This is a genomic window from Arsukibacterium perlucidum DSM 18276 (assembly GCF_000382165.1).
GTDB lineage: Bacteria > Pseudomonadota > Gammaproteobacteria > Enterobacterales > Alteromonadaceae > Alishewanella > Alishewanella perlucidum.
The window spans coordinates 16,120-40,724 of sequence record NZ_KB907715.1; the positions used below are offsets into that span (position 1 = coordinate 16,120).

The window sequence follows — 24,605 nt, forward strand, 5'->3', positions numbered from 1 at the left end:
TTGGTTTAACCACTAAGCGTCAGGCTGGTACGTCAATTGTCAGGCCCTGCTCTGTCCACTCACGGTAGCCCCCTGCCAGGCTAAGCACCAGCTGGTACCCCATTCGCTGCAATGTTTGCGCTGCCAGTGCAGAGCGATAACCGCCACCACAGTACAACACAATTTTCTGTTTTTTATCCGGCACGGTTTGCTCAATATCACGTTCAATTATGCCTTTACCCAGATGCATCGCTTCTGGCAAATGGCCTTTGGCCCACTCGTGATCCTCCCGGATATCCAGCAACACATAAGGCTGATTATGTTGCAGCAACTCGCTAATTGTTATTTCGTTGATTTCAGCCTTTGCCTGGTTTACCAGAGCAATAAAGCCCGGCGCATGTTGGTTAGCCATAGTGATGCCTCTGTTAAAAAAAATGCCAGTCTCAGACTGGCATTTGTAGCATATAACTATAGTTTTTACAGCAAGGGCTCGGTGCCTTCGCCTTCTTTTTCCGGCGGTGGCGGTGGTAACATATCTTCGCGGCTGATACCCAGTTGCACAGCAAGCGAGCTGGCGACAAACACCGAAGAGTAAGTACCAATAGCGATACCAAACAGCAAGGCAGTCGCAAAGTTATGAATAAGCGCACCGCCCATGGTAAACAGGACAATTAACACGATAATGGTAGTTAATGACGTCACTACCGTCCGGTTTAAGGTAGAGGTTACTGCATGATTTATAGTTTCATGTACGGTTGCGTCACGTAACTTGCGAAAACTCTCCCGAATACGGTCAAACACCACTATGGTATCGTTAATCGAATAACCAATCAGTGCCAGAATTGCCGCCAGTACCGTTAAATCAAACTCCAGTTGCAGCAATGAAAATAAACCCAGGGTAATAATGACGTCGTGCCCAAGTGCCATTACCGCCCCCACTGATAAGCGCCATTCAAACCGCATGGTGACATACAGCAGAATACCGATCAGTGCCGCTAACATGGCTAAACCGCCCTGCTCTTTCAGTTCATCACCAACACTTGGTCCGACAAACTCAACCCGGCGCATTTCAATAGGCTCGCTGGAGGTTACTGCCAACGCACTGAGCACCTGATTCGAGATGGCAGACTGTTCTACTCCTTCCCGCGGCGATATTCTGATTGCGACATCTTCACTGGAACCAAAATACTGCACAACTGCATCGGGATAGCCGCTATCTGCCAGCACCTGACGCACTTGCGACAAGTCAGCACCACCACTATAGCCCACTTCAATAACAGTACCACCGGTAAAATCCAGGCCCCAGTTCATACCCTTAACGGTAATAGTGGTCAGTGAGGCAATCACCAGTAATGTTGACAGGATCAGCGCCGGCGTTTTAAACCGCATAAAGTTAAGCGGCTCAGTAAAGCTAAATATTCTCACACCGCCTCCTTACATTGGCAGTGACTGCACGCGGCGGCCACCCCAGATTAAATTAACCAGCAAGCGGGTTCCGACCACTGATGTGAAAATCGACGTCAGAATACCGATAGCCAGGGTAATGGCAAAACCTTTCACCGGGCCGGTTCCTATCCCAAACAGGATTAGCGCCACCAGTAAAGTGGTAATGTTGGAGTCGGCAATGGTAGCAAAAGCACGGTCGTAGCCATGATGTATCGCCTGTTGCACGCTGCGCCCCTCTGCCAGTTCCTCACGGATCCGCTCGAATATCAGCACGTTAGCATCGACCGCCATACCTACTGTCAAGACAATACCTGCCATACCGGGCAAGGTTAATGTCGCCCCCGGGATCATCGACATAAAGCCGGTAATCAGGATTAGGTTTGCGATCAGCGCGACGTTGGCAATTAAACCAAAGGCTTTGTAATACAGCACCATAAAGATTAGTACTACCACCATGCCCCACATAATGGCAGTCATACCTAAATCAATGTTTTCCTTACCCAGGCTCGGGCCTATAGTGCGTTCTTCAATGATCTGAGTTGGCGCAATCAGGGCGCCGGCACGTAACAACAGCGCCAGATTTTGCGCTTCAGCGGGGTTATCAATGCCGGTAATCCGGAAGCTACGACCGAGGCGCGCCTGAATAGTGGCGGCATTAATCACTTCTTCATACTTCACCAGCACCGGCGTGCCATCTTCATTGCGCTCTTCACCTGGCTTATATTCAATAAATACGGTAGCCATCTGCCGGCCAATGGTACTGCGGGTGGCGTTTGACAGTAAATTACCGCCCTGCGCATCCAGTGAAATACTAACCTGAGGCCGCGAGTATTCGTCATAACCTGAAGTAGCACCGGTAATATGATCGCCGGTCAGCATGGTGCGGTTTTCCAGCAAATATGGCATACCATTACGGTCACGATATATGCTGGCGCCCGCAGGTAAGCGGCCATCTAAGGCTGCGCCTAAATCAGAATCGTTATCTACCAGCCTGAATTCAAGCGTGGCAGTCGCGCCAAGTATTTCTTTAGCCTGTGCAGGGTCCTGCACGCCAGGTAATTGCACAATAATCCGATCGGCGCCCTGGCGCTGTACCAGCGGCTCAGCAACACCAATTTCATTTACCCGGTTACGGATAATAGTAATGTTCTGCTCCAGGGCATATTCGCGAATTTCCCGTACCCGGTTTTCACTTAAGCTCACCAGCAAGCTATGCTCGGTATCACCGTCGCTGAACATCAGTTCCTGATCGCCTTTACCCAGTACCGCGCGGGCGGCAGCTACATCTTCAGCACTACGCAGCAGAATTTGCACCTGGCTGCGGTCTAAATCAGCTTGCACTGCCCGGTAACGTACCCGCTCTTCCCGTAAATCAGCACGAAATGCCTGCACTAAATCGTTGATGTTTTTGTCGATAGCAGCCTTCATATCCACTGCCATCAAAAAGTGCACACCACCACGTAAGTCCAGGCCCAGCTTCATCGGACTGGCACCAATTGCACGCAGCCAGCCCGGGGTAGTTGGTACCATATTAAGAGCGGTAATATAGCTGCCGCCTAACTGACGCTCGGCCACTTCCCGTGCTCGTAGCTGATCTTCAGCACTGCTAAAGCGGGCCAGAATCTGACCCTCTGTCAGCGTCACTGCTTTAGCCGTAATATTGGCTGCAACAAATGCCTGCTCAAGTTCTGCGCGGGTGGTTTCACTAACCACACCGCCACGACTGGCATTAATATTTAATGCCGGATCTTCCGGGTACACATTTGGTAATGCGTACAGGAATGCTGCCAGCAGCACTCCCACCACTACCAAATACCGCCAGAGAGGATTTTTGTTTAACACAAGTATATCCTTTTAATAAACTCAGTCACTTACAGCGACTTTAACGTGCCTTTCGGTAACACGGCACTAATTGCTGATTTCTGCACTGTCACTTCAGTGCTATCGTTTAGCGCAACAGTCACAAAGTCTTTATCGTCAGCAATTTTGCTGATCCGGCCAACAATGCCACCCTGGGTAAGCACTTCATCACCTTTACCCAAAGCCGACATCAGATTACGATGCTCTTTCACCCGTTTGGCTTGTGGCCGGTAAATTAAGAAGTAGAAAATTAAGCCAAAGGCCAGCAACATTATTATTAAATCCCAGCCACCACCTTGTGGTGCAGCTGCAGCGCTGTCGGCATAGGCATTGCTGATAAATAGACTCATGGTTATCCCCTTAAAATTAATAAAATAGTTAAGTTGTAATTTATTTCTTAGTTTCAGCTGGCCCGGACTATAAAGTGCCAGCAGTTGTTTCAGTGTTATCTAATCTATCGGCAACCTGTTCCAACGGTGGTACCGGCAACTCACGCTTAGCGTAAAACTCGCTGACAAACTGCTCCAAGGTACCAGCGGCTATGGCGTCGCGCAATCCCTGCATCAATTTTTGGTAATGATGCAAATTATGGATAGTGTTAAGCCTGGCTCCGAGTATTTCATTACAGCGGTCCAGATGGTGTAGATATGACCTGGAATAATTTTTACAAGTGTAACAATCACATTCCGGATCCAGTGCTGAAATATCGTCTTTATGCTTGGCGTTACGAATTTTAACCACACCGGTACTGATAAATAAGTGACCATTGCGGGCATTGCGGGTGGGCATAACGCAGTCGAACATATCAATGCCACGACGCACCGCTTCGACGATATCTTCCGGTTTACCTACGCCCATTAAATAGCGCGGCTTATGGCCCGGCATCTGGCCGGTAGTATGGTTCAGAATATTAATCATATCCTGTTTCGGCTCGCCAACCGATAAACCACCAATGGCGTAGCCATCAAAACCAATCTCTTCCAGGCCCTGCAACGACACATCCCGCAGATTGGGGTACATACCTCCCTGGATAATACCAAACAAGGCGGCCGGATTATCGCCGTGGGCATCTTTAGAACGCTTGGCCCAACGCAATGACATTTCCATCGACTTTTTTGCTTGCTGTTCGGTAGCGGGATACGGCGTGCACTCGTCGAAAATCATTACGATATCTGAGCCTAAATCGCGCTGCACTTCCATAGAACGCTCAGGCGTTAACATAATCCGTTCGCCGTTTAACGGTGAGCGGAACTTGACACCTTCCTCGGTAATTTTCCTAAGCTCGCCCAGGCTGAACACCTGAAAGCCGCCAGAGTCGGTCAGGATAGGCTTATGCCAATGCATGAAGTCGTGCAAATCACCGTGTTTTTTTATAATTTCGGTGCCGGGGCGCAGCATTAAGTGAAAGGTATTGCCTAAGCAAATCTGGGCACCGGTGGCTGCCAGCTCTTCCGGCGTCATGCCTTTAACGGTGCCGTAAGTGCCTACCGGCATAAAGGCCGGGGTTTCTACTGTGCCACGCTCAAAAATCAGCCGGCCACGACGGGCCCGGCCATCGGTGGTATCTAATTCAAATTTCATTACTATCCTCGTATGCCAGAAAGACAGTCTGGCTTTTTCGCGCCGCGATTATAACAGCAAAGCTAGCTGATAAACATCGCATCGCCATAAGAGTAAAAACGATATTGCTCATTTATCGCCGTATCGTAGGCGTTCATTACATGTTCGCGACTGCTAAACGCGGATACCAGCATAATCAATGTAGATTCCGGCAAATGAAAGTTAGTAATCAGGGCATCAATCACCTTGAACTGATAACCGGGGTAGATAAAAATCTGAGTATCGCCATTGTAGCTAATCAATTTACCATCACCCTGCTGCGCGGCTGACTCCAGCGAGCGGACTGAGGTCGTGCCCACCGCCACCACTTTATTACCACGCGCTTTACACTCAGCAATAGCATCAACCACCTGCTGCGGCACCTCAATATATTCGGCGTGCATTTTGTGCTCAAGCACGTTATCGACCCGCACCGGCTGAAAAGTACCGGCACCAACATGTAGCGTTATATAAGCAAACTCGACACCTTTGGCCTTTAGTTTGTCCAGTAGCGGCTGGTCGAAGTGCAGGCCGGCAGTGGGTGCAGCTACCGCGCCGGGCTTCTCGTTATAAACGGTCTGGTAGCGGGCTTTATCTTCCTCGGTATCAGGCCGGTCGATATAGGGCGGCAACGGCATATGCCCTAAGCGCTCCAGCATCTCCAGTACCGTCTCATCCCCTAATACTTCCAGCTCAAACAGCTCGTCATGGCGCTGGTTCATCTGCACTTCGGCCGAACTTTCCAGCACTAACACTGTGCCGGGCTTAGGCGCTTTGCTGGCCCGGACATGCGCTAAAAAGCGTTTGTTATCTAACATTCGCTCAACCAACACCTCAATTTTGCCACCGGAGGCTTTCTGGCCAAATAAGCGTGCAGGAATTACTTTGGTATTATTAAATACCAGTAAGTCACCAGGCGTTAGGAAATCGGCTAAATCTTTAAAAATATGGTGGCTTAATGCACCGCTTTGTTTGTCCATCGCCAGCAGGCGGCTGCTCGAGCGTTCGGCTTTTGGAAAATTGGCAATCAGTTGTTCAGGCAATTCAAATGAAAAGTCTTTAACTTGCATAGTTTCAGTTTGCATAGGTAAAAGGTTCCTTGGCTTTACCGACCAGAGGCACGGCTGTAAAAAAACAGCCGACATTCTAGCAAATAATAACTACACTTAAATCTCTAATCTACTCCGGATGGGTTACGATGCTTACATCCTTGCTATTGCCGCTGTTATTAATGTGTCAGGCCACTGCTGTCAGTACAGTGCAATCCAATGATTTAAATGATGTTATTCATGTTAGTACCGAGCAATGGCATGGGTTTACCCATGCAGACCACACTGGTGCTTATTTTGATCTAATCCGCCTGATTTACCAGCCATACCGATCCCGCCTGCAAATAACCTTTACCAACTATAACCGGGCATTAACTCTGGTAAGGCAACACAAAACGGATATGACAGTCGCGGTCTCAGGTCATAACAGCACCGGTTTATTGTTATCAAAGCAACCTATTGACCAGGATAAAATAATGGTGATTTATCATCCTGACCGACATCAGCTTAATAGTATCGACGATATGAAATCACTGCAGCTGGCCTGGAATCTGGCTTATGACTTTGGCAATATCCTGGGGTTAAATAATACAGGGTACGAAGTGTTATCACTTGAGCATGGCATCGAATTAACCTTAAACCAACGGATTGACGCATTTCTGGCTGAACAAAGTCAACTGGCTTACGTTGTTGAACATCATCCCGACCAACTTGCGCCGCTGGTAGCGAAACTGATTGCCACTGATGATATTTATGCTGCTTTTGCCGACAATGCCAGCGGCCAGCTACTGAAGTGTATCTGGGACAGTCGTTTTCAGTCTCTGCTCGAAAGCGGCGAGTTGCAGCTGTTTTATCAGCAATACGCTGATTTTTACCTGCTACCAAAATAATGTCAGATAGTAACTATTAACCTTACCTCACACTCTTATTCTGCCTTACATTTTTGTAGTAAAACTTCGCTTATCAGGCTGGTCATTAAACGATAACTGCGTGCCTTACTTGATGTCGGCCGCCAGGCTACACCTATATCCCGGTATGCATTACCGCTGGTTGGCAACTGGGTAACCAGTTCCGTACTGTCCAGTAAACCGCTGTTTATGGCCATTTGCGGAATAAAAGTAACGCCCAGTTTATTATTCACCATCTGGGTCAGAGTATGCAGGCTGGTGGCAAAAAACGGGTTCACCTTACGGCTATCCTCCAGCTCACAGGCTTTGACCGCATGACCGGTCAGGCAGTGCTCCCGCTCCAGTAAAAAGATACTTTCGTCCGGCCACTGATTGATGTCCTGATTGAAGCCCCGGCCCAGCCAGTCTTTATGCAGGACCAGCTTAAAGCCATCCTGGGCCAGTACTTCGGTATGAAAAGCGCCGGTTTCGTATGGTAAAGCCAGTAGCACCATATCTAAGCGGCCCTCGGCCAGTGCATGCAATGAGTTATCAGAAGTATCTTCGCGCAGTAGCAATTGTAAATCAGGGTAACGTTCGCGACACAAACTCATTACTTCACTTAGCACAAAAGGGGCAATAGTAGGAATACAGCCCAGGCGGAACGGCCCGGCCATCGGTTTGCCCTGCGACTTGGCAAACTCAGTCAGTTCTTCGCATTGCTCAATAATATGCCTGGCCTGGCGCACTACATCCTCGCCTAAAGAGGTGAAAATAAACGTTTTATGATCACGCTCCAGCAGCTGGGTTTGCATGGTCTCTTCCAGGTTAGCGATGGCAGCACTAAGGGTAGACTGGCCAACAAAGCAGGCTTCAGCGGCGCGACCAAAATGCTGGTGTTCGTGCAAAGCCAGCAAATATTGCAACTGTTTAACGCTGGGTAGTCTTTTCATTGCAAATTCCGATTAAAAAACAAAATACGTTCGATTATACAAATGAATATATCCCATCACTACCCCAAGGTCGAGCACCAGCAAAAATTAACATCTGTGCGAATTTTAGTGAAAAATATCAATCGATTAGCTGGCAAATATTTTAAAAGCTAATTTTCATATACTTACATTTAATATTTGCTAATTTTGTAAATTACAAATTGAAACAGTTATCTATTTGTTATAGCTTGATGTTCTCATTGTATGTATCTGTAGCAGTGTCGCATTAGTACCCTGGAGCATTCCATTACTCAACTACAGAAAAGTCGCACATACATTGACCTTTGGTTGCGAGTTGGGCAGTCCGTAAACCAGTTTGAAGGAACAACCTATTATAAAAAATCACCTCAGGAGGGTGAAACATGTCCAAATTAACCAAACCACTGGCCATAGCCAGCTGTAGCTTACTGGCACTTGCCGTTAGCAGCGCCCTGGCAGCCGCCGGTAAAAGCAGCACTGACGATAATCGTTATATCATTAAATATAAAGACAGCAGTTTAGGGCTGAGCAAACAAAAAGATTTTGTGTTAAGCCACCATAAGCGTACCAAGGACGCTATTTTGGCCCAACTAAACGACAATAGCAGTAAACTTAAGCGGCAGGGCGCGCGGGTCCATCATTTGCTGGCAGAGCAAGGTGCCATTGCGGTTGAACTGCGGCCAGGCCTGGTTAATTTATTAAAGGCCGACCCCAGCATCGAATTAATTGAAGTTGATCCACGTCGTTATCCGATGATGCAACAAATTCCTTATGGTTTCCCAATGGTGCAGGCCGATCTGGTTAGTGATGAGTTTGCCAGTAACCAGAACGTGTGTGTTATTGACTCTGGCCTGGATTTACCACACGAAGATTTCGCTTCAGGCAATATCAGCGGCACTAACGATGTGGGTACCGGCAACTGGTTTGATGCTGGCGGTCCGCATGGCACTCATGTTGCCGGTACCATCGGTGCCCTGAACAATGATACTGGTATTGTAGGTATCATGCCGAATGGCCAACTTAATATGCACATTATTAAAGTGTTTAATGCAGCCGGCTGGGGTTATTCATCAACACTTGCCAGTGCAGTTAACGCCTGCGCCTCTGCTGGTGCCACTGTTGTTAACATGAGTCTAGGTGGCGCAGCGCCCAGCGCCACTGAAAGCAATGCTATGCAAGCAGCCTTTGACGCCGGTTTATTATTAGTTGCCGCTGCCGGTAATGATGGCAATACTGCGATGTCTTACCCGGCCTCATACGATTCTGTTGTGTCAGTTGCTGCCGTAGACAACACTAAAACTCTGGCCAACTTTTCCCAGCGTAATGCGCAGGTTGAATTAGCAGGCCCGGGGGTAGATGTTCGCTCAACGTATCCGGAAGGTACCGCACTGGAAGCTCAGCTGAGTGTCAGCGGCGTATTTTATGATGCCAACCCAATGTCTGGTTCAGGTAGCGGTAATGTCAGCGCAGAATTTGCTGACTGCGGCCTGGCAGTTGACGCTTGTACTGATGTTGCCGCAAAAGTATGTTTAATTTCCCGTGGTGAGGTGGCTTTCTCGCAGAAAGTAGAATCTTGTCAGGCGGGTGGTGGTCTTGCTGCCATTATTTACAACAACGAATCAGGTAATTTCAGCGGCACGGTTGAAGGCACCAGCGCCACTATTCCGGCGGTCAGTGTATCACTGGAAGACGGTCAGATGCTGATGGCGCAACAGGGCAACGTGGCCAACCTGGTGTCAGGCGCCAGTAACTATGGCCTGATGAGTGGTACCTCAATGGCATCGCCGCATGTTGCCGGGGTTGCGGCTTTGGTATGGAGCCATTTCCCTGATTGTAGTAACGCCCAAATCCGCTCAGCGCTGGCTGTAAGTGCCGAGGACTTAGGTGCAGCAGGTCGTGATACGTCTTATGGCTTTGGTCTGGTACAGGCTAAAGATGCCGTTGACTATCTTACTGAATACGGCTGCAGCGGTTCAGGTGATGAGCCGGACGAACCAACTCCGCCGGCTGCAACAGAGCTGGAAAACGGCGTGGCCGTGACTGACCTGGCTGGTGCTGCTGGTGAAGAGTTGCTGTTTACCCTGGATGTGCCCGCTCTGGCTACCGATTTGTCTTTTGCGATGAGTGGCGGCACTGGTGATGCAGACCTTTATGTTAAATTTGGGGCAGAACCAACCACGGGCGACTTCGATTGCCGGCCGTACTTAACAGGTAACAATGAGAGCTGTGCCATTGACCCGGCGCAACAAGGCACTTACTTCGTTAAGATAATTGGTTATACAGCCTTTACCGGAGTCAACCTGACCGGCAGCTTTATTGCAGAAGATGAACCGGATGATCCGGATTTACCAGATGCTGGCGGTGAAACCATTACCAATATCAACGTGGGCCGTCGCAGCTGGCAGCATTACAGCCTCGATGTACCAGCAGGTATGGCAGAGCTGAGCGTCACCATTACCGGTGGTCGTGGCGATGCCGATTTATATCTGAAGTATGGCAGTATGCCAACTGCGGGCAGCTATGATTGCCGGCCTAACCGCAATGGCAATGAGGAAACCTGCGTTATCTCTAATCCGCAAGCGGGCGTCTGGCACATGTCGATTTATGGTTTCCGTGCAGTCAGAGATTTAACCCTGATTAGTGAATATCACCCTTAAGCAGCTAAGCTTGCTCAGGTTGTTCTCCTGACGCAATGCTAACCACAAGGGGCTGAATATCAGCCCCTTGTCTATTTGAATTCATCGCTACGCTTTGTCAATCGACACAAACCGGAAATAATCCGCTAAACAGCAAAAAGCCCTTTGTTACGAGGGCTTTATTACTATTCAATATTACAGACAAACTATCAGTTTTGTGGCCGGAATACTCTGTGCCCCTCAAACCGCATCGCTTTCAGGCGACGGCCGGCTGCCGATTCATTTACGTTCAGAATATGATCGCCAATCCGCTCTAACCGGTTCAGCATGTCAATAAAAATCACTCCGGCTCGGGGGGCATAGTCACCATTTTCAAGCCGCAGGTAATGGTTGTCGCGGAACTGGTCGCGCAGACGGTCAATCTGATTTTCATTGGCAATGGCACCTTCCAGCAGCACAGCTGCCGGCTCCATTGCCACATTGTTACTCATAGTGCTGATAGCAACGGCTAATGCCAGCATCATCTGCTGCATTTCAGCAGTGGCTTGTTCTGGCCATTTAGAGTCGGTTTCCGTCATTCTTTCGTGTAATTTGGAAATTTGATAATAGATATCCGCTACTCTCTCCATATCATTGATCATGGTTTGCATAAAGCGGATGCGACCGGTTAGCGCATGTTCAAGGTTAGTATTTTCGCTGATCCGCACCAGATAATCGGATATTTCTACTTCAAACTGGTCGGTGGCCTCTTCATATTTATGAATTTTATCCATCAGCTTTTCACGATTTTGCCCGGGGTCAAACAACAACTCAGTCACTGACACGTGCATTTTATCAATAACAGAAGCAAATAACTGAATTTCTTTTTGTGCCTGCTCTACTGCCAAACCGGGGGAGGTCATCGCCCCCGCACTGATATACTGCAGGTGGAACTCATCATCAACGCCGCCTCTGTCTGGCTGAATATACTCAACAAAACGGATCAGATAAGGCACCAACGCAAATAACAGCAGTACGTTTACCACGTTAAAGGTGGTGTGAAACAACGACAATGCCAGCGGGCCATTGGTCCGGGCACCCGTTTCATCTGTCAGAATAGACACAGGGTTGCCGGTCAGAAATTGCGCCGCATAATCCATTAAATCCAGCATCGGGTAGATAATAGCAAGCATCCATAACACACCCACTACATTGAAAATAAAATGAAACCTGGCCGCACGTTTAGCATGGACATTACCTACCAGCGCAGCAATATTTGCCGTTACCGTAGTACCAATGTTTTCACCTAAAATCATCGCCGCGGCAATCGGGAAAGAAATCCAGCCTTCAAATAACATCACCAGAGTAATGGCGGTAGCGGCAGAAGACGACTGCGTAAGTAAGGTCAGCACAGTACCAACCAATACAAATAACAACAAAGAGACGTAACCATACTCGGTAAAGGCATCTAAAAAGGCAAACATCTCCGGATTACTGTTAATATCCGGTACCGCACCTTTAATAAAATCCAGACCAATAAACAGAATACCAAAGCCGACCATGGCTTCGGCAATATTACGCAAGCGACTGTTTTTAGAAAATAGAAATGCAAAAAACAACCCTATCACCGCTACAGCAATGGGGGTAATTTGAAATTTAAAACCAAATAACGCCACCATCCAGGCCGTTATGGTAGTACCAATATTGGCACCCATTATTACACCGGTAGATTGCACAAAAGTCAGCAGGCCGGCGTTAACAAAGCTAACCGCCATCACTGTGGTAGTCGTTGAGGATTGGGTAATAGCTGTAGTGGCAAAGCCGGTAAGCACTCCAGTCATCCGGTTGCGGGTCATACCACTTAAAATGCCCTTTAGCCGGTTGCCAGCAATTTTTTGCAGACCCTCACTAAATATCTTCATGCCGAAGATAAAAATACCGAGTGACCCTATCAACTGCAGAAAATCAAATAACGAATAATTCATTGTTTTTGCCTTTAGTCATTTAAACAGCGCCATTGATTTTCAAGTGCTTGAAGTCATTGGTTATGATTGAATTTTGTGCGATTCGCGCACCAAGGCGGGCATTATAACCCTGAACTTAACTGTAATAAAAATGAAATATGACTGCAGGCTGAAGACAGTACGCCCAACCCATTTTACAGCAGGTTGAGCGTACAGTGATTGACAGGCCAGACTTAACTACGTGCTTCCTTTTCCAGCATTTCTTCTGAGCTGTGCCGAACCACTTTACCTTTTACAAAAAAGATAATGTATTCAGACAGGTTTTTGCAGCGATCACCAATCCGTTCCAATGAACGGGCTGACCAGAGTACATTCATGATTTTTGGAATAGAGCGTGGGTCTTCAATCATATAGGTCATTAGCTGACGGGTGATTGACTCGTATTCACGGTCTACTTTTTTATCTTCTTTATGCACAGTCAGTGCTGCTTCAACATCCATCCTGGCAAATGCATCCAGTACATCATGTAACATCTGACCGACATGCCGGCCAAGATTGTCAAGATTAACCAATAAATCCTGCTGGGCACTATTAAATGATTCCAGCGCTACCTTGGCGATACGACGGGTCTCATCACCAATCCTCTCAAGATCAGCAATTGTCTTTAAAATCGCCATAATCAGCCGTAAATCGCTGGCGGCAGGCTGGCGCTTGGCAATAATCCGGGTGCATTCCTGATCAATCTGAAGTTCCCAGTCGTTTACCTTTAAGTCGTTCTGAATTACTTGTTGCGCCAGTTCACTGTCACTGTTGGCTATTGCTTCCAGTGCATCAAACAGCTGTCTTTCAATCAGGCCACCCATAGCCATTACATGGTTACGAACCTGTTCTATCTCTTCATTAAACTGACTGGAGATATGCTTTGATAAATTTAACTTGTCCATCGACTGACCCTTGCTGCTAGTAAATGTGCTGCCTGCTGAAACCGCTAGCCAAAGCGTCCGGTAATATAGTCCTCGGTGGCGCGCTGGCTGGGATCAGTAAACATCTTATTTGTTTCATCAAACTCTATCAGCTGCCCCATATTTAAAAAAGCGGTGTAATCCGACACCCGGGCAGCCTGTTGCATATTGTGCGTCACTATTACCAGAGTATAGTGCTGTTTTAAATCGTACATCAGTTCTTCAATTTTCAAGGTTGAAATTGGATCTAATGCCGAGGCGGGTTCATCCAGCAATAACACTTCAGGTTCTATTGCTATCGCCCGCGCAATAACTAAGCGTTGTTGCTGGCCCCCGGATAAATTTACGGCACTTTCATGTAACCGGTCACGTACTTCCTCCCACAGTGCTGCTTTACGTAAAGCCGACTCCACCAACTCATCCAGCTGGCGTGTTTGCTTTATACCTTGTAAGCGTAGGCCAAAAGCCACATTTTCGTATACACTGTGCGGAAATGGATTAGGCTTTTGAAAAACAATACCTACCCTGCGCCTGAGCTCTGCCACTTCAACGGCGGAGTGATAAATATTCTGGCCGTCCAGCAATACTTTGCCTGTTGTCACAGTGTCTTCCAGCAATTCATTCATCCGGTTAAAACTGCGCAATAAGCTAGATTTACCGCAGCCGGAGGGGCCGATAAAAGCAGTAATCTTATGCTGTGGGATACGCAAATTAACGTGTTGCAGCACGGTTTTATCGGCAAATTTAAGCGATAAATCCTGAACTTCCAGTTTTGCTGTAACCTCTGCCGTCATATCATACCTTATAATTGTTACAGTTTTATTACTCTGATACTGGCCGGTTGCGATAACGCAAGTTTAAGCGTTTACGCAAGCGATAAGCCGTCAGATTAAGTATAAATATCAGCGTAATCAGCACCAGTGCTGACGCAAAAACCAAAGGTTCAGCCCGCTGTGCATCCTGACTTTGCAAACCGGCATCATAAATATGCATGCCCAGGCTGGTAATTTTCTGTTGTAGCTGCAAATAAGGAAACTCGCTGCTAAGTGGCAGCGCCGGCACCGACTTTACCACACCAACAAACAGCAATGGCGCAACTTCACCGGCAGCCCGTGCTATCGCCAGCATCAATGCTGTCACCATTGCAGGAGAAGCCTGGGGTAACACTATTTTCCAAATTACTTCTGCCTTGGTTGCACCCAGCGCAAAGCAACCCAGCCGCAGATTTTTTGGAATGCCCGCCAGTCCCTGCTCAGTCGCAACGATTACCACTGGCAGCGTTAACAACGCAAGGGTTAATGACACCCACAACAAGCCCGGTGTACCAAAGGTCGGTGTGGGCAGGCTGTCACGATAGAATAGATTATCGATGCTGCCACCCAGGAAATAAACGAAAAAACCAAGGCCAAACACCCCAAAAACAATAGAAGGAACACCGGCCAGATTATGCACTGCCACCCGGATAACCCTCAGTAACGGGCCTTCTTTGGCGTATTCATGCAAATAGACTGCAGCCAGAACACCTAATGGTGTCACCAATACCGACATCAATAACACCATCAACACCGTACCCAGTATCGCAGGGAAAATACCGCCATGACTTGAAGAACCGGTGAGGAAGTGCCACCAGTTGCTTAAGTACTGCACTAATTTTGCACCAACATGCCCCGGCATCTCAGCGGGCCAGAACACTCCGATACTTTGCACCACCATAAAGACCAGCAAGCTGCCTACCAGCAACAGGCTCAGCGCAACTGCGCCAGCGTTCAGCCAAATCCAGGGGTTACCGTGTCGAAACCAGTTTCTGAGCATGCTTACAATCTCTGATACTTTTTACGTAGCCGCTGCCGGATAACTTCAGCAGCAGTATTGGCTGCAAAGGTAAAGAGCAGTAATACCAGAGCGGCAACAAACAATACCCGGAAATGGCTACTGCCAACTGTCGCCTCTGGCAACTCAATAACCAGGGTGGCGGTTAAACTGCGCAGCCCTTCGAATATATTAAAATTAGTTATCGGGCTGTTGCCGGTCGCCATCAAAATAATCATGGTTTCACCTATTGCCCGGCCAAAACCTACCAGCACGGCAGCAATAAGCCCCGGCGCTGCCAGTGGCAGACTGATCCTAAGCACCGTTTGCCAGGGAGTAGCTCCAAGCGCTAATGCTCCCCGGGTTAACTGCGGAGGTACCTGATGTAATACATCATCAGCAATAGTAAAAATACCCGGCACTACGGCGAAGCCCATAGCAATGCCAATAATTAAAGCATTACGTTGCTCGTAGTATATGCCCAGCTGATCCAGATATAACCGCAAACCACCGTTAAATAAGGTGCCATCTAAACGGTTCGCCATCAGAAATACCAAACCACTGATTAAAGCCAGCCACCCCATTAATAGCAGTATTTCACGTCCACCACTACAGTGCTGCCGGACGCTAGCCGGCAGCCGCGGCCACAATGCTGCGAATATAAGAATACTCAGCGGTAGCATAACCACCCACAGTAAAAGCGCCAGCAAGTGCCCTTCGATAACCGGTGCCAGCCATACTGCAGCAATAAAACCCAGAATAACTGTTGGAAAAGCCGCCATCAGTTCAATTAAGCCCTTTATGCGCCGGCGTGGCCCCGCCGGTAAAAAACAGGCGGTATAAATGGCCGCCATAATAGCCAGTGGCGCCGCGAACAGCATGGCATATAGGGCGGCCTTCAGAGTGCCTATCGTTAACGGCACTAACGAGAATTTCGGTTGGTAATCATCAGCTGCAGAAGAGGTTTGCCAGACGAAATCGGGCCGGGCAAAACCTTCATACCAAACACTATGCCATAGAGTTTGCCAGTTAACCTCGGGGTGAGGATTGTGTAACACAAAGTGGTAGCGGCTAGTATTGGTGTCAACACTCAGTTGCTGGTTATCCTTAGCAAAGGTCAAAGCAGTAGCGCCGGTAATCCCGCTGGCTTGTTGCCATAAAGGCTTCGCCATGGTGGAGTAATACAACGCCAGCTGGCCATCGGCCGCCAGCGTAGCAAAGCCCCGTCGGTTATGCTCTGCGGCAATATGCAGTATTGCTGCCTGCTGGCCGGGTAATTCTCTGACCAGCCGCAAATGTGCTGCACTGCTGTTGTCTGCCAGTAAGAACCACTGCTGCAGGCGGCCACTCTGATAGCCCACCAGTACTGCCTGATCTGCTGCCAGCCATTGTAAACTGGTAAGGGTGTCACTGGTTTCAGTTAGCCGCCACTGTTGTAAACAATTATGGCTAAACTTTACCGAGTACAAACAAGCGGCACCATCAGCCGATGCCAGCAAGGTATAGTTGCCACTGGCAGATACCGCGCTAAATACCCCGGGATCAGACCAGCCTGGAATTGCCATGGCTACTTTTGTCAAATCAGGCACCGGCACGGTTGTCTGGTCCGGCAAATACTCCAGGGCCACAGGCGGCAACGCCGTACCGCGAATATCCCTGAACAACGGCACCACTTCACTGAATAAGTAAATAAATAAAGCTGCCAGCATCAACACGACGCTGATACCGGACAAACCAATTACCGCGTGTAGCAGACGATTATACCAGCGCCGGCGACGCTGTAGTTTTTGGGAAACGCCACGCTCTGACGTCCGCTGCATGGTCATAATTGCTCCGGTTCCGCTGGCAGTCCCAGCTTCTGGCGCCAAAGCCTGATGACCTCTTCTGGTAGCGGTAAAAAACCATCCTGCCCCACTAACTGCTGACCGGTCGGTGATAACACCAGATCGAAAAATGCCTGCTCATTTGCGGTTAAAGGTTGCCCCGGCGCCCGGTTGACGTAAATGTAGAGCTGGCGGGCCAGAGGGTAATCACCTGCCTGTGCGTTAGCGGCGGTTGGCGCAAATGCCGGGCCGTCAGCTGTCGCTAACGCCAGTACTTTAACATCGTCTGTAGCATAGCCAATGCCGGAGTAACCAATACCCGTTACCGACTGGCTGATCGCTCTGAGCATAGCGGACGACCCGGCCAGCTGGTTGGTGCGGGCTTTGATATCACCATTACACAACACATGTTGTTTAAAGTAGCCATAAGTACCCGACACTGAATTGCGGCTGTATAAGCTGATAAAGCGCTGCTGCCAGTGCCCTGTTAAGCCCAGTTGTCCCCAGTGCTGGATATCAGCCGGTGCACCACAGCGCCGGTTTACCGAAAATATGGCATCCAGCTGGGTCAGGCTCAAATGGGTTAACGGATTATCGGGATGAACATACACAGCCAGCAAATCTATTGCTACCGGCACTGCGGTTGGCGGGTAACCAAAACGCTCAGTGAACTGCTGCAGTTCAGTCTGGCGCATAGCCCGGCTCATTGGTCCAAGTTGAGCGGTGCCCTCAATCAACGCTACCGGCGCCGTAGATGAACCAATGCTTTGGATCTGAAAATTTACTGTAGGGTAGCGACGACGATACTCGTCTCCCCACAATTGCATAACCTGCTGCAGGGTATCAGAGCCAACACTGGACAAAGTACTGTCAGATTTAGCGGCAACCTCAGACACGCCGGTACTACCAATAAAGATTATTAGTATCATCCCCGGCAAAAATGTCCGCCACCTGCTTAACGCCATCTGTTTTGTACCCGTACTCACTGACTTACTGCTATCTTATAACAGCAAAACGTGACAAGACAGCAAACCAAAAATAAATTGTTAAGTAGCGTTTTAAAATCAGAAAGTTGTGTCTACACTCTAAAACACTTTTTAACTCATCTTAAACAGAACTAACGCACCCAAAGCAGTTTAACCTTTGGTGATAGAAAGGAAATATCCATATGAAGCAGTTAATCCTTACCGTTATTGGTAAAGATAAAGCAGGGTTAGTAGAGCAATTAGCCAGAGTAGTTAACGACCACAATGGTAACTGGATGGCCAGTAACTTAAGCCACCTGGCGGGTTATTTCGCCGGCATAGTGCAAATAGAAGTGGCCGAACCAGATTTAGGCACTTTAGTTACCGCACTGAGTGAAATCAGTGACTTAGATATTAAAGTACAACAAGGTGAGCAAAGCGAGCTGAATAAACAACAGCAGTTACGTTTTGTAATTACCGGTAACGACCGCCCTGGCATTGTCCGTGAATTGTCGTCAGTGATTAAACACAAAGGCACCAACATTATTCAGTTTTCCAGTAATAAACAAAGCGCTCCAAACTGGGGAGTACCGTTGTTTCATGCCGAAGCGACGGTGCAGCTACCGGCTGGTTTAAGCCGCGATGAAGTTATCAAGGCGCTGGAAGCCATTGCTGCCGACATTGTGGTGGACGTGGAAACCTGAGCAGGCTGCTAACCTGCCCCTCAATTACACCACCATAACGTATCAGCAAACCTGCACCCAGCTAAGCGCTGGGTTGCGTGTTTCATCATATTGTCACAAAAATGCCATAGTGTGCTTTGCAGGCAGTTAGCAGGAGCAATCAGAATGGATCAGCCAGCATCTCAACACCACCATCACGGGGCGCACCCTGACTACCCGTTATTTCCGCGCGAATTAAGCTGGCTGGCGTTCAATGGCCGGGTACTGCAGGAAGCAGCCGACACCCGCAACCCGCCAATAGAGCGGCTGCGGTTTTTAGGGATTTATTCGAATAATCTTGATGAATTTTTCCGGGTTCGGGTAGCCGATGTGAAACGGCGGATCCTGCTGAAAAAATACCAGACCTGGGAGCATGAGGATGCCGAAACCCTGTTACAGCAAATTCAGCTGCAGGTAAAAGAGCTTGGTAAACAATTTAACAAAATTTATATGGATATTCAGCTGGAGCTGCGCAAGCATAATATTGAACTGATTGACGACAGCAAACTGACTGATGCTCAGTCCAACTGGGTTAAAACCTTTTTCCGGCGCGAAGTTAAACGCCATATTTCACCGATTATCCTGTCCAGTACCGACAGTTCGCTCAGCAAAATTCTGGAAGATAATACCACCTACCTGATGGTGGAAATGACCGGTAGCGGCAAACCCGATTATGCGATTATTGAAGTACCCACTGCTGAGGTTTCGCGCTTTATCGAATTGCCACTGCACTTAAATACCCGCAAAAAGAATGGCCACTACCGCCGGCAGATACTATTGCTGGACGATATTATTAACCATTGTGTCAGTGACTTGTTTAATGGTTTTTTTCAGTTTGACAGTATTTGTACTTTTTCACTGAAACTAACCCGCGACGCCGAATACAACATCAGCGATACCCTGGACCAGAGCCTGATTGATAAAATGTCCAAAGGTATCCGCCAGCGTTTAAAATCTGAGCCCACCCGGCTGGTATACGATGCTGCTATGCCAGAGCAGATGTTGAAAGTACTGACTAAACAACTCGGCACCAGTTCTACCGATGCGCTTATTGCCGGTAGTCGCTATCGTAACTTTAAAGATTTTATTGGCTTTCCTAACCTCGGCCACCAGAGTATGGAATTTCCGCCAATGGAGCCATTGCCCAGCCCTGATTTTGAGCATTACCCTACCAGTTTTGATGCGATCCGGGCCACCGATATAATGCTGTATTATCCCTATCACAATTTCAGTTATTTTACTGAATGGGTGCGCCAGGCGTCGTTCGATCCGAAAGTCAGCCACATCAAAATGACCATGTACCGGGTGGCTAAACACTCGCGGGTTATTCACTCTTTATTGGATGCGGTTCGCAACGGTAAAAAAGTCACGGTCGTGGTAGAGTTAAAAGCCCGTTTTGACGAAGAAAATAACATTAACTGGGCCCGGCGGATGACCGATGCCGGCATTGAAGTCATTTTCGGCCAGACCACCCTGAAAATACATTCAAAACTGTGTTTAATTACCCGCCAGGAAAAAGGCAAAGCCATGCGCTATGGCCATATCGGCACCGGCAATTTTAATGAGAAAACCGCCCGTATTTACACCGACATGAGCCTGTTTACCTGTCATAGCGAAATCACTACCGAAATCGACCAGGTATTTGAGTTTATTCAGTACTCGTACCGGCCTTTTAATTTTCAGCACTTAATTGTCTCGCCTACCTGGAGCCGGCCACGTCTGCTCAGTTTAATTCAGCGCGAAATCGATTTTGCTACCAGCGGCCGTAAAGCAGAGATTTTCCTGAAAGTGAATAACCTGGTCGATGAAGAAATTGTGCAACTGCTGTATAAAGCCAGCCAGGCCGGAGTTAAAATCCGGATGATCATCCGCGGCATGTGCTCTTTAATGCCAGGTTTACCGGGTAAAAGCCAGAATATAAAAATCATTAGCGTACTGGACCGATACCTGGAACATGCCCGGGTGTATTTGTTTCATAATGGCGGCGATACCGCACTCTATATTTCGTCGGCAGACTGGATGACCCGCAATATTGATCAGCGGGTAGAGGTTGGCGTACCTGTGTATGATAACCGGATTAAACAACAAATTATCAGTACCCTTGATATCCAGTGGCGGGATAACGTGAAGGCGCGTATTATTGACGGCAAACATTCCAACGCTTATGTTAAGCGCGGCAATAAACGCAATCTGCGTTCCCAGCAGGAAATTTACCATTTTCTGGCGCGACAACAGGCGGTACAGGTTGATGCAGACAATTGACAGATTCTGAACAGATAGCGTCCTCAAACGCTGACTATATGGCAGCCGTTGATCTCGGCTCCAATAGCTTTCATATGGTGATTGCCCGGGTAATTGACGGCTCATTGCAACTGCTGCATCGCGAGAAACAAAAAGTGCAGTTGGCTGAAGGTCTTAACGATGAGCTGGTGCTAAGCGAAGAAGCAATTGAGCGCGGTTTACAGGTACTGGCCCAGTTTGCCGATACATTACAGCCGTTCGCACCGAATGCCGTGCGGGTTATTGCCACTTACACCCTGCGCCGGGCCCGCAACTCAGCCACATTTTTGCGCCGGGCCAAAGTTGTATTTCCGTTTCCGATAGAAGTCATATCCGGTCAGGAAGAAGCCCGCTTTATTTATCAGGGCGTAGCTCACTTTGAACATTTCAGCGCTAAAAGGCTGGTGGTTGATATTGGTGGTGGTAGTACCGAATTTGCCATTGGCGAAGGGTTACAGCCGCTGCGTTTAAGTAGCCGGAATATGGGCTGTGTCAGTTATGGCCAGAGCCATTTTGCTCAGGGTAAAATCAGCCCGCGCCGTTTTGAACGGGCTATCTTGCAGGCCGAGCAGGAGCTGGAGCCGATAGTCAGCAGTTTTCGTAACGCCGGCTGGCAACAGGCCGTTGGCACCTCAGGCACCATTAAAACCATTAAAGATGTGATCAGTGGTTTTGGCTGGAATAACAACAGTATTCGCCTGAACGATTTAACTGCGCTGAAGCGCCATTTACTGCAATATAACCACGCCAGCGAACTAGAATTAGTTGGCTTAACCGACGATCGTAAGTTGCTGCTTTGCCCTGGCCTGGCCATTTTAATTGCAGCTTTTACCATGCTGCAAATTGATGAAATGGTGTATGTCGATGCCGCGCTGCGTGAGGGTGTGTTATATGAAATGAGCGAGCGGTTACAGCATCACGACATCCGCGAGCATACTATCAGTAGCATGATGCGCCGTTACACCGTAGACGATGCGCAAACCCAACGGGTGCAACATACGGCAGAGGCGCTGTTTTCCAGGGTGCAGACCGCCTGGCAACTGACTGACGACGATGGCTTACTGCTAAGTTTTGCCTGCAGGGTTTATGAAATAGGCCTGCACATTAATTCTTCGGGCATTCAGAAACACTCCGCCTATATTTTGCAAAACGCTAACCTGCCGGGCTTTAACCAGGAACAGCAACAACTGCTAGCCTGCCTGGTGCGCTTTCACCGCCGCAAAATCAGGGCTGATGAGCTGCCCATCTTTAGTTTGTATCAGTTGCCTCAGGTAATAAACCTGCTGGTCTTGTTACGGTTAGCGGTATTACTAAACCAAAAGCGGCGCGACGATTTCGTACCTGAGTTTACACTCAGCGCCAGTGCCCAGCAGCTGCAATTAGTGTTGCCACCAGCGTGGCTGGCCCAGCAAAGTGTGTTGTCTGCTGATTTACAGCTGGAACAAAAAGCATTAAAGAAAATCGCTTTCAGGCTGGATTGCCCGGGCCTGCTTGAGACTGTTATTTATTAATACAGGTGTTTGTTAAAGCAATTGTCGATTCAAACCGATGCTATCTGACAATGCTGCAACCTTTGCTGGCTGGCCGCGACATGCTGTAAACCACTAACCCGGCCAGCCTGATAACCTGTTTCCAGCTGTTGCGGGTTCTGACAAAAGCGGCCCACAGCAAAATTAGCAGGCGGCGCTATTACTCTGACCCGGCAATCGGCAGGTGGCTGAGCAATAAAATCTAAAGCCTGATTATAACGGGCGGTCCGGCTCAGTACGGCAGTAAATAGCCAGGGGTATTGGCTAAAAAACGGCTTCATTAGTACCGGAAAGCGACTGGCGCGTTTCCGGTAGCCGCTGGGCTGTGACAACACCACGGTAATATCCCGCGCGCCCATTTCATAAGCTTTAATTACCGGAATGGCATCCGCCAGGCCACCGTCTGTCATCTGCTCACCGTCAATCCGCGGAAAGTCACGGTACATAAGTGGTATGGCACAAGACGCCGGAAACAGCTTATGCATATTGTGTTCAGTGACTTCAAAATAGCAGGCCTGGCCGGTGCTAACGCTGGTGGTTACCGCATAAAGTGGCACCCGTTGCTGTAAATAGTGAGTGACATTAAGCGGTACTTCGTCAAAAGAGGCATGCCATAACCAACTGACATCACAAAAATGGCCGCCTTTCAGGTAGCGGCGCCAATTTATAAAATCGGCTCGCCTGGCATGGTCCAATAAAATCTGCCTGCTACGGCCGTGATCTTCAGCTAAATAGCCAATTAAATTAGTCGAGCCGGCAGAGACGCCAATAGCAAACTGAAACGGCTGATGCTGCTGCTTAATAAAAGCGTCCAGTACGCCAGCGGCAAAGATACCGCGCATTGCACCACCTTCAACAACCAGTGCGGACGATTTAAGCTGCATATGCTTTTTCATCGTACCTCCTGTTAACTTTTTGTAGCCTAACACAGCGACAACCGGAGTTATAGGTCAATTTTTGGCCAGTTTGTAAAAGTGACCTCGTCGTCTATCGGGCCCTGACTATAAATACCGTTTTAAGTAAAGCTGGTCATTGGTCTGCTTAATCTGTGTTAATCTCTATATCTTTGAACTCACTACAGTCAGAATTGTGCATGGGCATTTTCGAGCGTTATTTATCAGTCTGGGTGGCATTGTGCATCATTGCCGGGGTGGCCCTTGGTAATATTTTCCCGGCGGTATTTCAGGCAATTGCCGCATTGGAATACGGCCAGATTAACCTGGTAGTGGCGGTTCTGATCTGGTTGATGATCTACCCGATGATGGTACAGATAGATTTCAGTGCTATTAAAGATGTCGGCAAAAAACCCAAGGGGTTAATCCTGACGCTGGTAATGAATTGGCTGGTTAAGCCCTTTACCATGGCTGCGCTCGGTTGGTTATTTTTTAAAGTATTCTTTGCCGGTTTAGTCGACCCGCAATCGGCCAATGAATATATCGCCGGCATGATATTGCTGGGCGTAGCGCCCTGCACCGCTATGGTATTTGTCTGGAGTCAGCTAACCAAAGGCGATGCCAATTACACCCTGGTACAGGTGTCGGTTAACGACATTATTATGATTTTCGCCTTTGCCCCGCTAGCGGCATTATTGCTTGGCGTTACTGATATTGAAATCCCGTGGCAAACCTTACTGTTGTCGGTAGTGCTTTATGTATTGTTACCACTGATTGCCGGGGTGCTGACCCGCCAAAAACTGAACAATGGTAGCAGTGAGCAGCGCATTGACCGGTTTCTGGCCAAAGCCAAGCCATGGTCGATGATTGGCTTACTGGCAACCGTTTTACTGCTATTTGGCTTTCAGGCGCAAACTCTGGTAGCCAAACCACTGATTATATTACTCATTGCCATACCACTGATCATCCAAACCTACGGTATTTTCGCTATAACCTATGCTATAGCAAAGAAAATCAAGCTGCCGCATAACATTGCGGCGCCGGCGTGTATGATCAGTACCTCTAACTTTTTCGAGCTGGCCGTCGCCGTAGCGATTGCCTTATTTGGTTTAAACAGCGGCGCAGCACTAGCCACCGTGGTTGGTGTACTGGTAGAAGTACCGGTAATGCTGTCGCTGGTTTGGTTCGCTAATAAAACCCGGCACTGGTTTAGCTAAATCACTTGGCTGAGATATTAATACTGGCATCTACA

Annotated in this window: 19 protein-coding genes and 1 pseudogene; 6 read left to right on the plus strand and 14 right to left on the minus strand. The window is 48.4% G+C overall.

The features are described 5' to 3' along the window. Nucleotides 1-19: 19 nt before the first annotated feature. The 6 genes from H141_RS0111890 to queA form a co-directional block, all read right to left on the minus strand. A complete protein-coding gene (locus H141_RS0111890) occupies nucleotides 20-391 on the minus strand; it encodes a rhodanese-like domain-containing protein (RefSeq protein WP_019676495.1) in 372 nt (123 codons plus the stop codon). A 65-nt stretch (nucleotides 392-456) separates the two neighbouring features. Next, nucleotides 457-1,404 (minus strand): protein translocase subunit SecF, encoded by a 948-nt coding sequence (secF, locus tag H141_RS0111895; protein ID WP_019676496.1) that lies wholly within the window; start codon nucleotides 1,402-1,404, stop codon nucleotides 457-459. A 9-nt stretch (nucleotides 1,405-1,413) separates the two neighbouring features. Continuing rightward, entirely contained in the window at nucleotides 1,414-3,267 is a 1,854-nt protein-coding gene (gene secD / locus H141_RS0111900; RefSeq protein WP_019676497.1) for a protein translocase subunit SecD, read from the minus strand. Between the two features lie 29 nt (nucleotides 3,268-3,296). Next, nucleotides 3,297-3,635, minus strand: coding sequence for a preprotein translocase subunit YajC (yajC, locus tag H141_RS0111905; RefSeq protein WP_019676498.1), 339 nt, complete (start codon nucleotides 3,633-3,635; stop codon nucleotides 3,297-3,299). 67 nt (nucleotides 3,636-3,702) lie between these two features. Then, a complete protein-coding gene (gene tgt / locus H141_RS0111910) occupies nucleotides 3,703-4,866 on the minus strand; it encodes a tRNA guanosine(34) transglycosylase Tgt (RefSeq protein WP_019676499.1) in 1,164 nt (387 codons plus the stop codon). Between the two features lie 62 nt (nucleotides 4,867-4,928). After that, entirely contained in the window at nucleotides 4,929-5,954 is a 1,026-nt protein-coding gene (gene queA, locus H141_RS0111915) for a tRNA preQ1(34) S-adenosylmethionine ribosyltransferase-isomerase QueA (RefSeq protein WP_026349414.1), read from the minus strand. A 128-nt stretch (nucleotides 5,955-6,082) separates the two neighbouring features. Here queA and H141_RS0111920 point away from each other — a divergent pair, with 128 nt between their 5' ends. Then, on the plus strand, nucleotides 6,083-6,823 hold the full coding sequence (locus tag H141_RS0111920; RefSeq protein WP_019676501.1) for a substrate-binding periplasmic protein: 741 nt from the start codon (nucleotides 6,083-6,085) through the stop codon (nucleotides 6,821-6,823). Between the two features lie 35 nt (nucleotides 6,824-6,858). Here H141_RS0111920 and H141_RS0111925 read toward each other — a convergent pair whose 3' ends face one another. Beyond that, nucleotides 6,859-7,773, minus strand: coding sequence for a hydrogen peroxide-inducible genes activator (locus tag H141_RS0111925; RefSeq protein ID WP_019676502.1), 915 nt, complete (start codon nucleotides 7,771-7,773; stop codon nucleotides 6,859-6,861). Between the two features lie 401 nt (nucleotides 7,774-8,174). On the opposite strand from H141_RS0111925, the gene H141_RS22005 reads away from it, so the two are divergent. Next, nucleotides 8,175-10,448 (plus strand): S8 family serine peptidase, encoded by a 2,274-nt coding sequence (locus tag H141_RS22005; RefSeq protein ID WP_019676503.1) that lies wholly within the window; start codon nucleotides 8,175-8,177, stop codon nucleotides 10,446-10,448. A 188-nt stretch (nucleotides 10,449-10,636) separates the two neighbouring features. Here the strand turns inward: H141_RS22005 and H141_RS0111935 are convergent, their stop codons facing one another. The 6 genes and pseudogenes from H141_RS0111935 to H141_RS0111960 all read right to left on the minus strand — a co-directional run bounded on the left by H141_RS0111935 (nucleotide 10,637) and on the right by H141_RS0111960 (nucleotide 17,893). Beyond that, on the minus strand, nucleotides 10,637-12,391 hold the full coding sequence (locus tag H141_RS0111935; protein ID WP_019676504.1) for a Na/Pi cotransporter family protein: 1,755 nt from the start codon (nucleotides 12,389-12,391) through the stop codon (nucleotides 10,637-10,639). Between the two features lie 212 nt (nucleotides 12,392-12,603). Next, nucleotides 12,604-13,314 carry a phosphate signaling complex protein PhoU gene (phoU, locus tag H141_RS0111940; RefSeq protein WP_019676505.1) on the minus strand — a complete coding sequence of 237 codons (711 nt, stop codon included), beginning with the start codon at nucleotides 13,312-13,314 and terminating at the stop codon, nucleotides 12,604-12,606. A 44-nt stretch (nucleotides 13,315-13,358) separates the two neighbouring features. Next, nucleotides 13,359-14,126, minus strand: coding sequence for a phosphate ABC transporter ATP-binding protein PstB (gene pstB, locus H141_RS0111945; protein WP_019676506.1), 768 nt, complete (start codon nucleotides 14,124-14,126; stop codon nucleotides 13,359-13,361). 28 nt (nucleotides 14,127-14,154) lie between these two features. Next, nucleotides 14,155-15,030, minus strand: a pseudogene (gene pstA / locus H141_RS20215) (phosphate ABC transporter permease PstA); the annotation flags it as partial. A gap of 116 nt (nucleotides 15,031-15,146) precedes the next feature. Then, nucleotides 15,147-16,967 carry an ABC transporter permease subunit gene (locus H141_RS0111955; protein WP_019676508.1) on the minus strand — a complete coding sequence of 607 codons (1,821 nt, stop codon included), beginning with the start codon at nucleotides 16,965-16,967 and terminating at the stop codon, nucleotides 15,147-15,149. Continuing rightward, nucleotides 16,964-17,893, minus strand: coding sequence for a PstS family phosphate ABC transporter substrate-binding protein (locus H141_RS0111960; protein ID WP_019676509.1), 930 nt, complete (start codon nucleotides 17,891-17,893; stop codon nucleotides 16,964-16,966). The genes H141_RS0111955 and H141_RS0111960 overlap by 4 nt, the downstream gene beginning before the upstream one ends. Nucleotides 17,894-18,132: 239 nt before the next feature. Here H141_RS0111960 and H141_RS0111965 point away from each other — a divergent pair, with 239 nt between their 5' ends. The 3 genes from H141_RS0111965 to H141_RS0111975 all read left to right on the plus strand — a co-directional run bounded on the left by H141_RS0111965 (nucleotide 18,133) and on the right by H141_RS0111975 (nucleotide 22,442). Beyond that, the gene (locus tag H141_RS0111965) at nucleotides 18,133-18,633 is read left to right on the plus strand and encodes a glycine cleavage system transcriptional repressor (RefSeq protein WP_019676510.1); all 501 of its coding nucleotides are present in this window, start codon (nucleotides 18,133-18,135) and stop codon (nucleotides 18,631-18,633) included. A gap of 144 nt (nucleotides 18,634-18,777) precedes the next feature. Beyond that, the gene (ppk1, locus tag H141_RS0111970; RefSeq protein WP_019676511.1) at nucleotides 18,778-20,913 is read left to right on the plus strand and encodes a polyphosphate kinase 1; all 2,136 of its coding nucleotides are present in this window, start codon (nucleotides 18,778-18,780) and stop codon (nucleotides 20,911-20,913) included. 38 nt (nucleotides 20,914-20,951) lie between these two features. Then, complete coding sequence (locus H141_RS0111975; protein WP_019676512.1) at nucleotides 20,952-22,442, plus strand: Ppx/GppA phosphatase family protein; 1,491 nt, start codon at nucleotides 20,952-20,954, stop codon at nucleotides 22,440-22,442. A 29-nt stretch (nucleotides 22,443-22,471) separates the two neighbouring features. Here H141_RS0111975 and H141_RS0111980 read toward each other — a convergent pair whose 3' ends face one another. Next, complete coding sequence (locus tag H141_RS0111980; protein WP_019676513.1) at nucleotides 22,472-23,356, minus strand: patatin-like phospholipase family protein; 885 nt, start codon at nucleotides 23,354-23,356, stop codon at nucleotides 22,472-22,474. 197 nt (nucleotides 23,357-23,553) lie between these two features. Between H141_RS0111980 and arsB the strand changes: the two genes are divergently transcribed. After that, complete coding sequence (gene arsB / locus H141_RS0111985; RefSeq protein ID WP_019676514.1) at nucleotides 23,554-24,570, plus strand: ACR3 family arsenite efflux transporter; 1,017 nt, start codon at nucleotides 23,554-23,556, stop codon at nucleotides 24,568-24,570. Nucleotides 24,571-24,605 lie beyond the last annotated feature (35 nt).

Coding starts and splice junctions, on each gene's coding strand:
- H141_RS0111890 (WP_019676495.1), bottom strand. CDS start 391: ATGGCTAACCAACATGCGCCGGGCTTTATTGCTCTGGTAAACCAGGCA.
- yajC (WP_019676498.1), bottom strand. CDS start 3,635: ATGAGTCTATTTATCAGCAATGCCTATGCCGACAGCGCTGCAGCTGCA.
- tgt (WP_019676499.1), bottom strand. CDS start 4,866: ATGAAATTTGAATTAGATACCACCGATGGCCGGGCCCGTCGTGGCCGG.
- queA (WP_026349414.1), bottom strand. CDS start 5,954: ATGCAAGTTAAAGACTTTTCATTTGAATTGCCTGAACAACTGATTGCC.
- H141_RS0111920 (WP_019676501.1), top strand. CDS start 6,083: ATGCTTACATCCTTGCTATTGCCGCTGTTATTAATGTGTCAGGCCACT.
- H141_RS0111925 (WP_019676502.1), bottom strand. CDS start 7,773: ATGAAAAGACTACCCAGCGTTAAACAGTTGCAATATTTGCTGGCTTTG.
- H141_RS22005 (WP_019676503.1), top strand. CDS start 8,175: ATGTCCAAATTAACCAAACCACTGGCCATAGCCAGCTGTAGCTTACTG.
- H141_RS0111935 (WP_019676504.1), bottom strand. CDS start 12,391: ATGAATTATTCGTTATTTGATTTTCTGCAGTTGATAGGGTCACTCGGT.
- phoU (WP_019676505.1), bottom strand. CDS start 13,314: ATGGACAAGTTAAATTTATCAAAGCATATCTCCAGTCAGTTTAATGAA.
- pstB (WP_019676506.1), bottom strand. CDS start 14,126: ATGACGGCAGAGGTTACAGCAAAACTGGAAGTTCAGGATTTATCGCTT.
- H141_RS0111955 (WP_019676508.1), bottom strand. CDS start 16,967: ATGACCATGCAGCGGACGTCAGAGCGTGGCGTTTCCCAAAAACTACAG.
- H141_RS0111960 (WP_019676509.1), bottom strand. CDS start 17,893: ATGATACTAATAATCTTTATTGGTAGTACCGGCGTGTCTGAGGTTGCC.
- H141_RS0111965 (WP_019676510.1), top strand. CDS start 18,133: ATGAAGCAGTTAATCCTTACCGTTATTGGTAAAGATAAAGCAGGGTTA.
- ppk1 (WP_019676511.1), top strand. CDS start 18,778: ATGGATCAGCCAGCATCTCAACACCACCATCACGGGGCGCACCCTGAC.
- H141_RS0111975 (WP_019676512.1), top strand. CDS start 20,952: ATGGCAGCCGTTGATCTCGGCTCCAATAGCTTTCATATGGTGATTGCC.
- H141_RS0111980 (WP_019676513.1), bottom strand. CDS start 23,356: ATGAAAAAGCATATGCAGCTTAAATCGTCCGCACTGGTTGTTGAAGGT.
- arsB (WP_019676514.1), top strand. CDS start 23,554: ATGGGCATTTTCGAGCGTTATTTATCAGTCTGGGTGGCATTGTGCATC.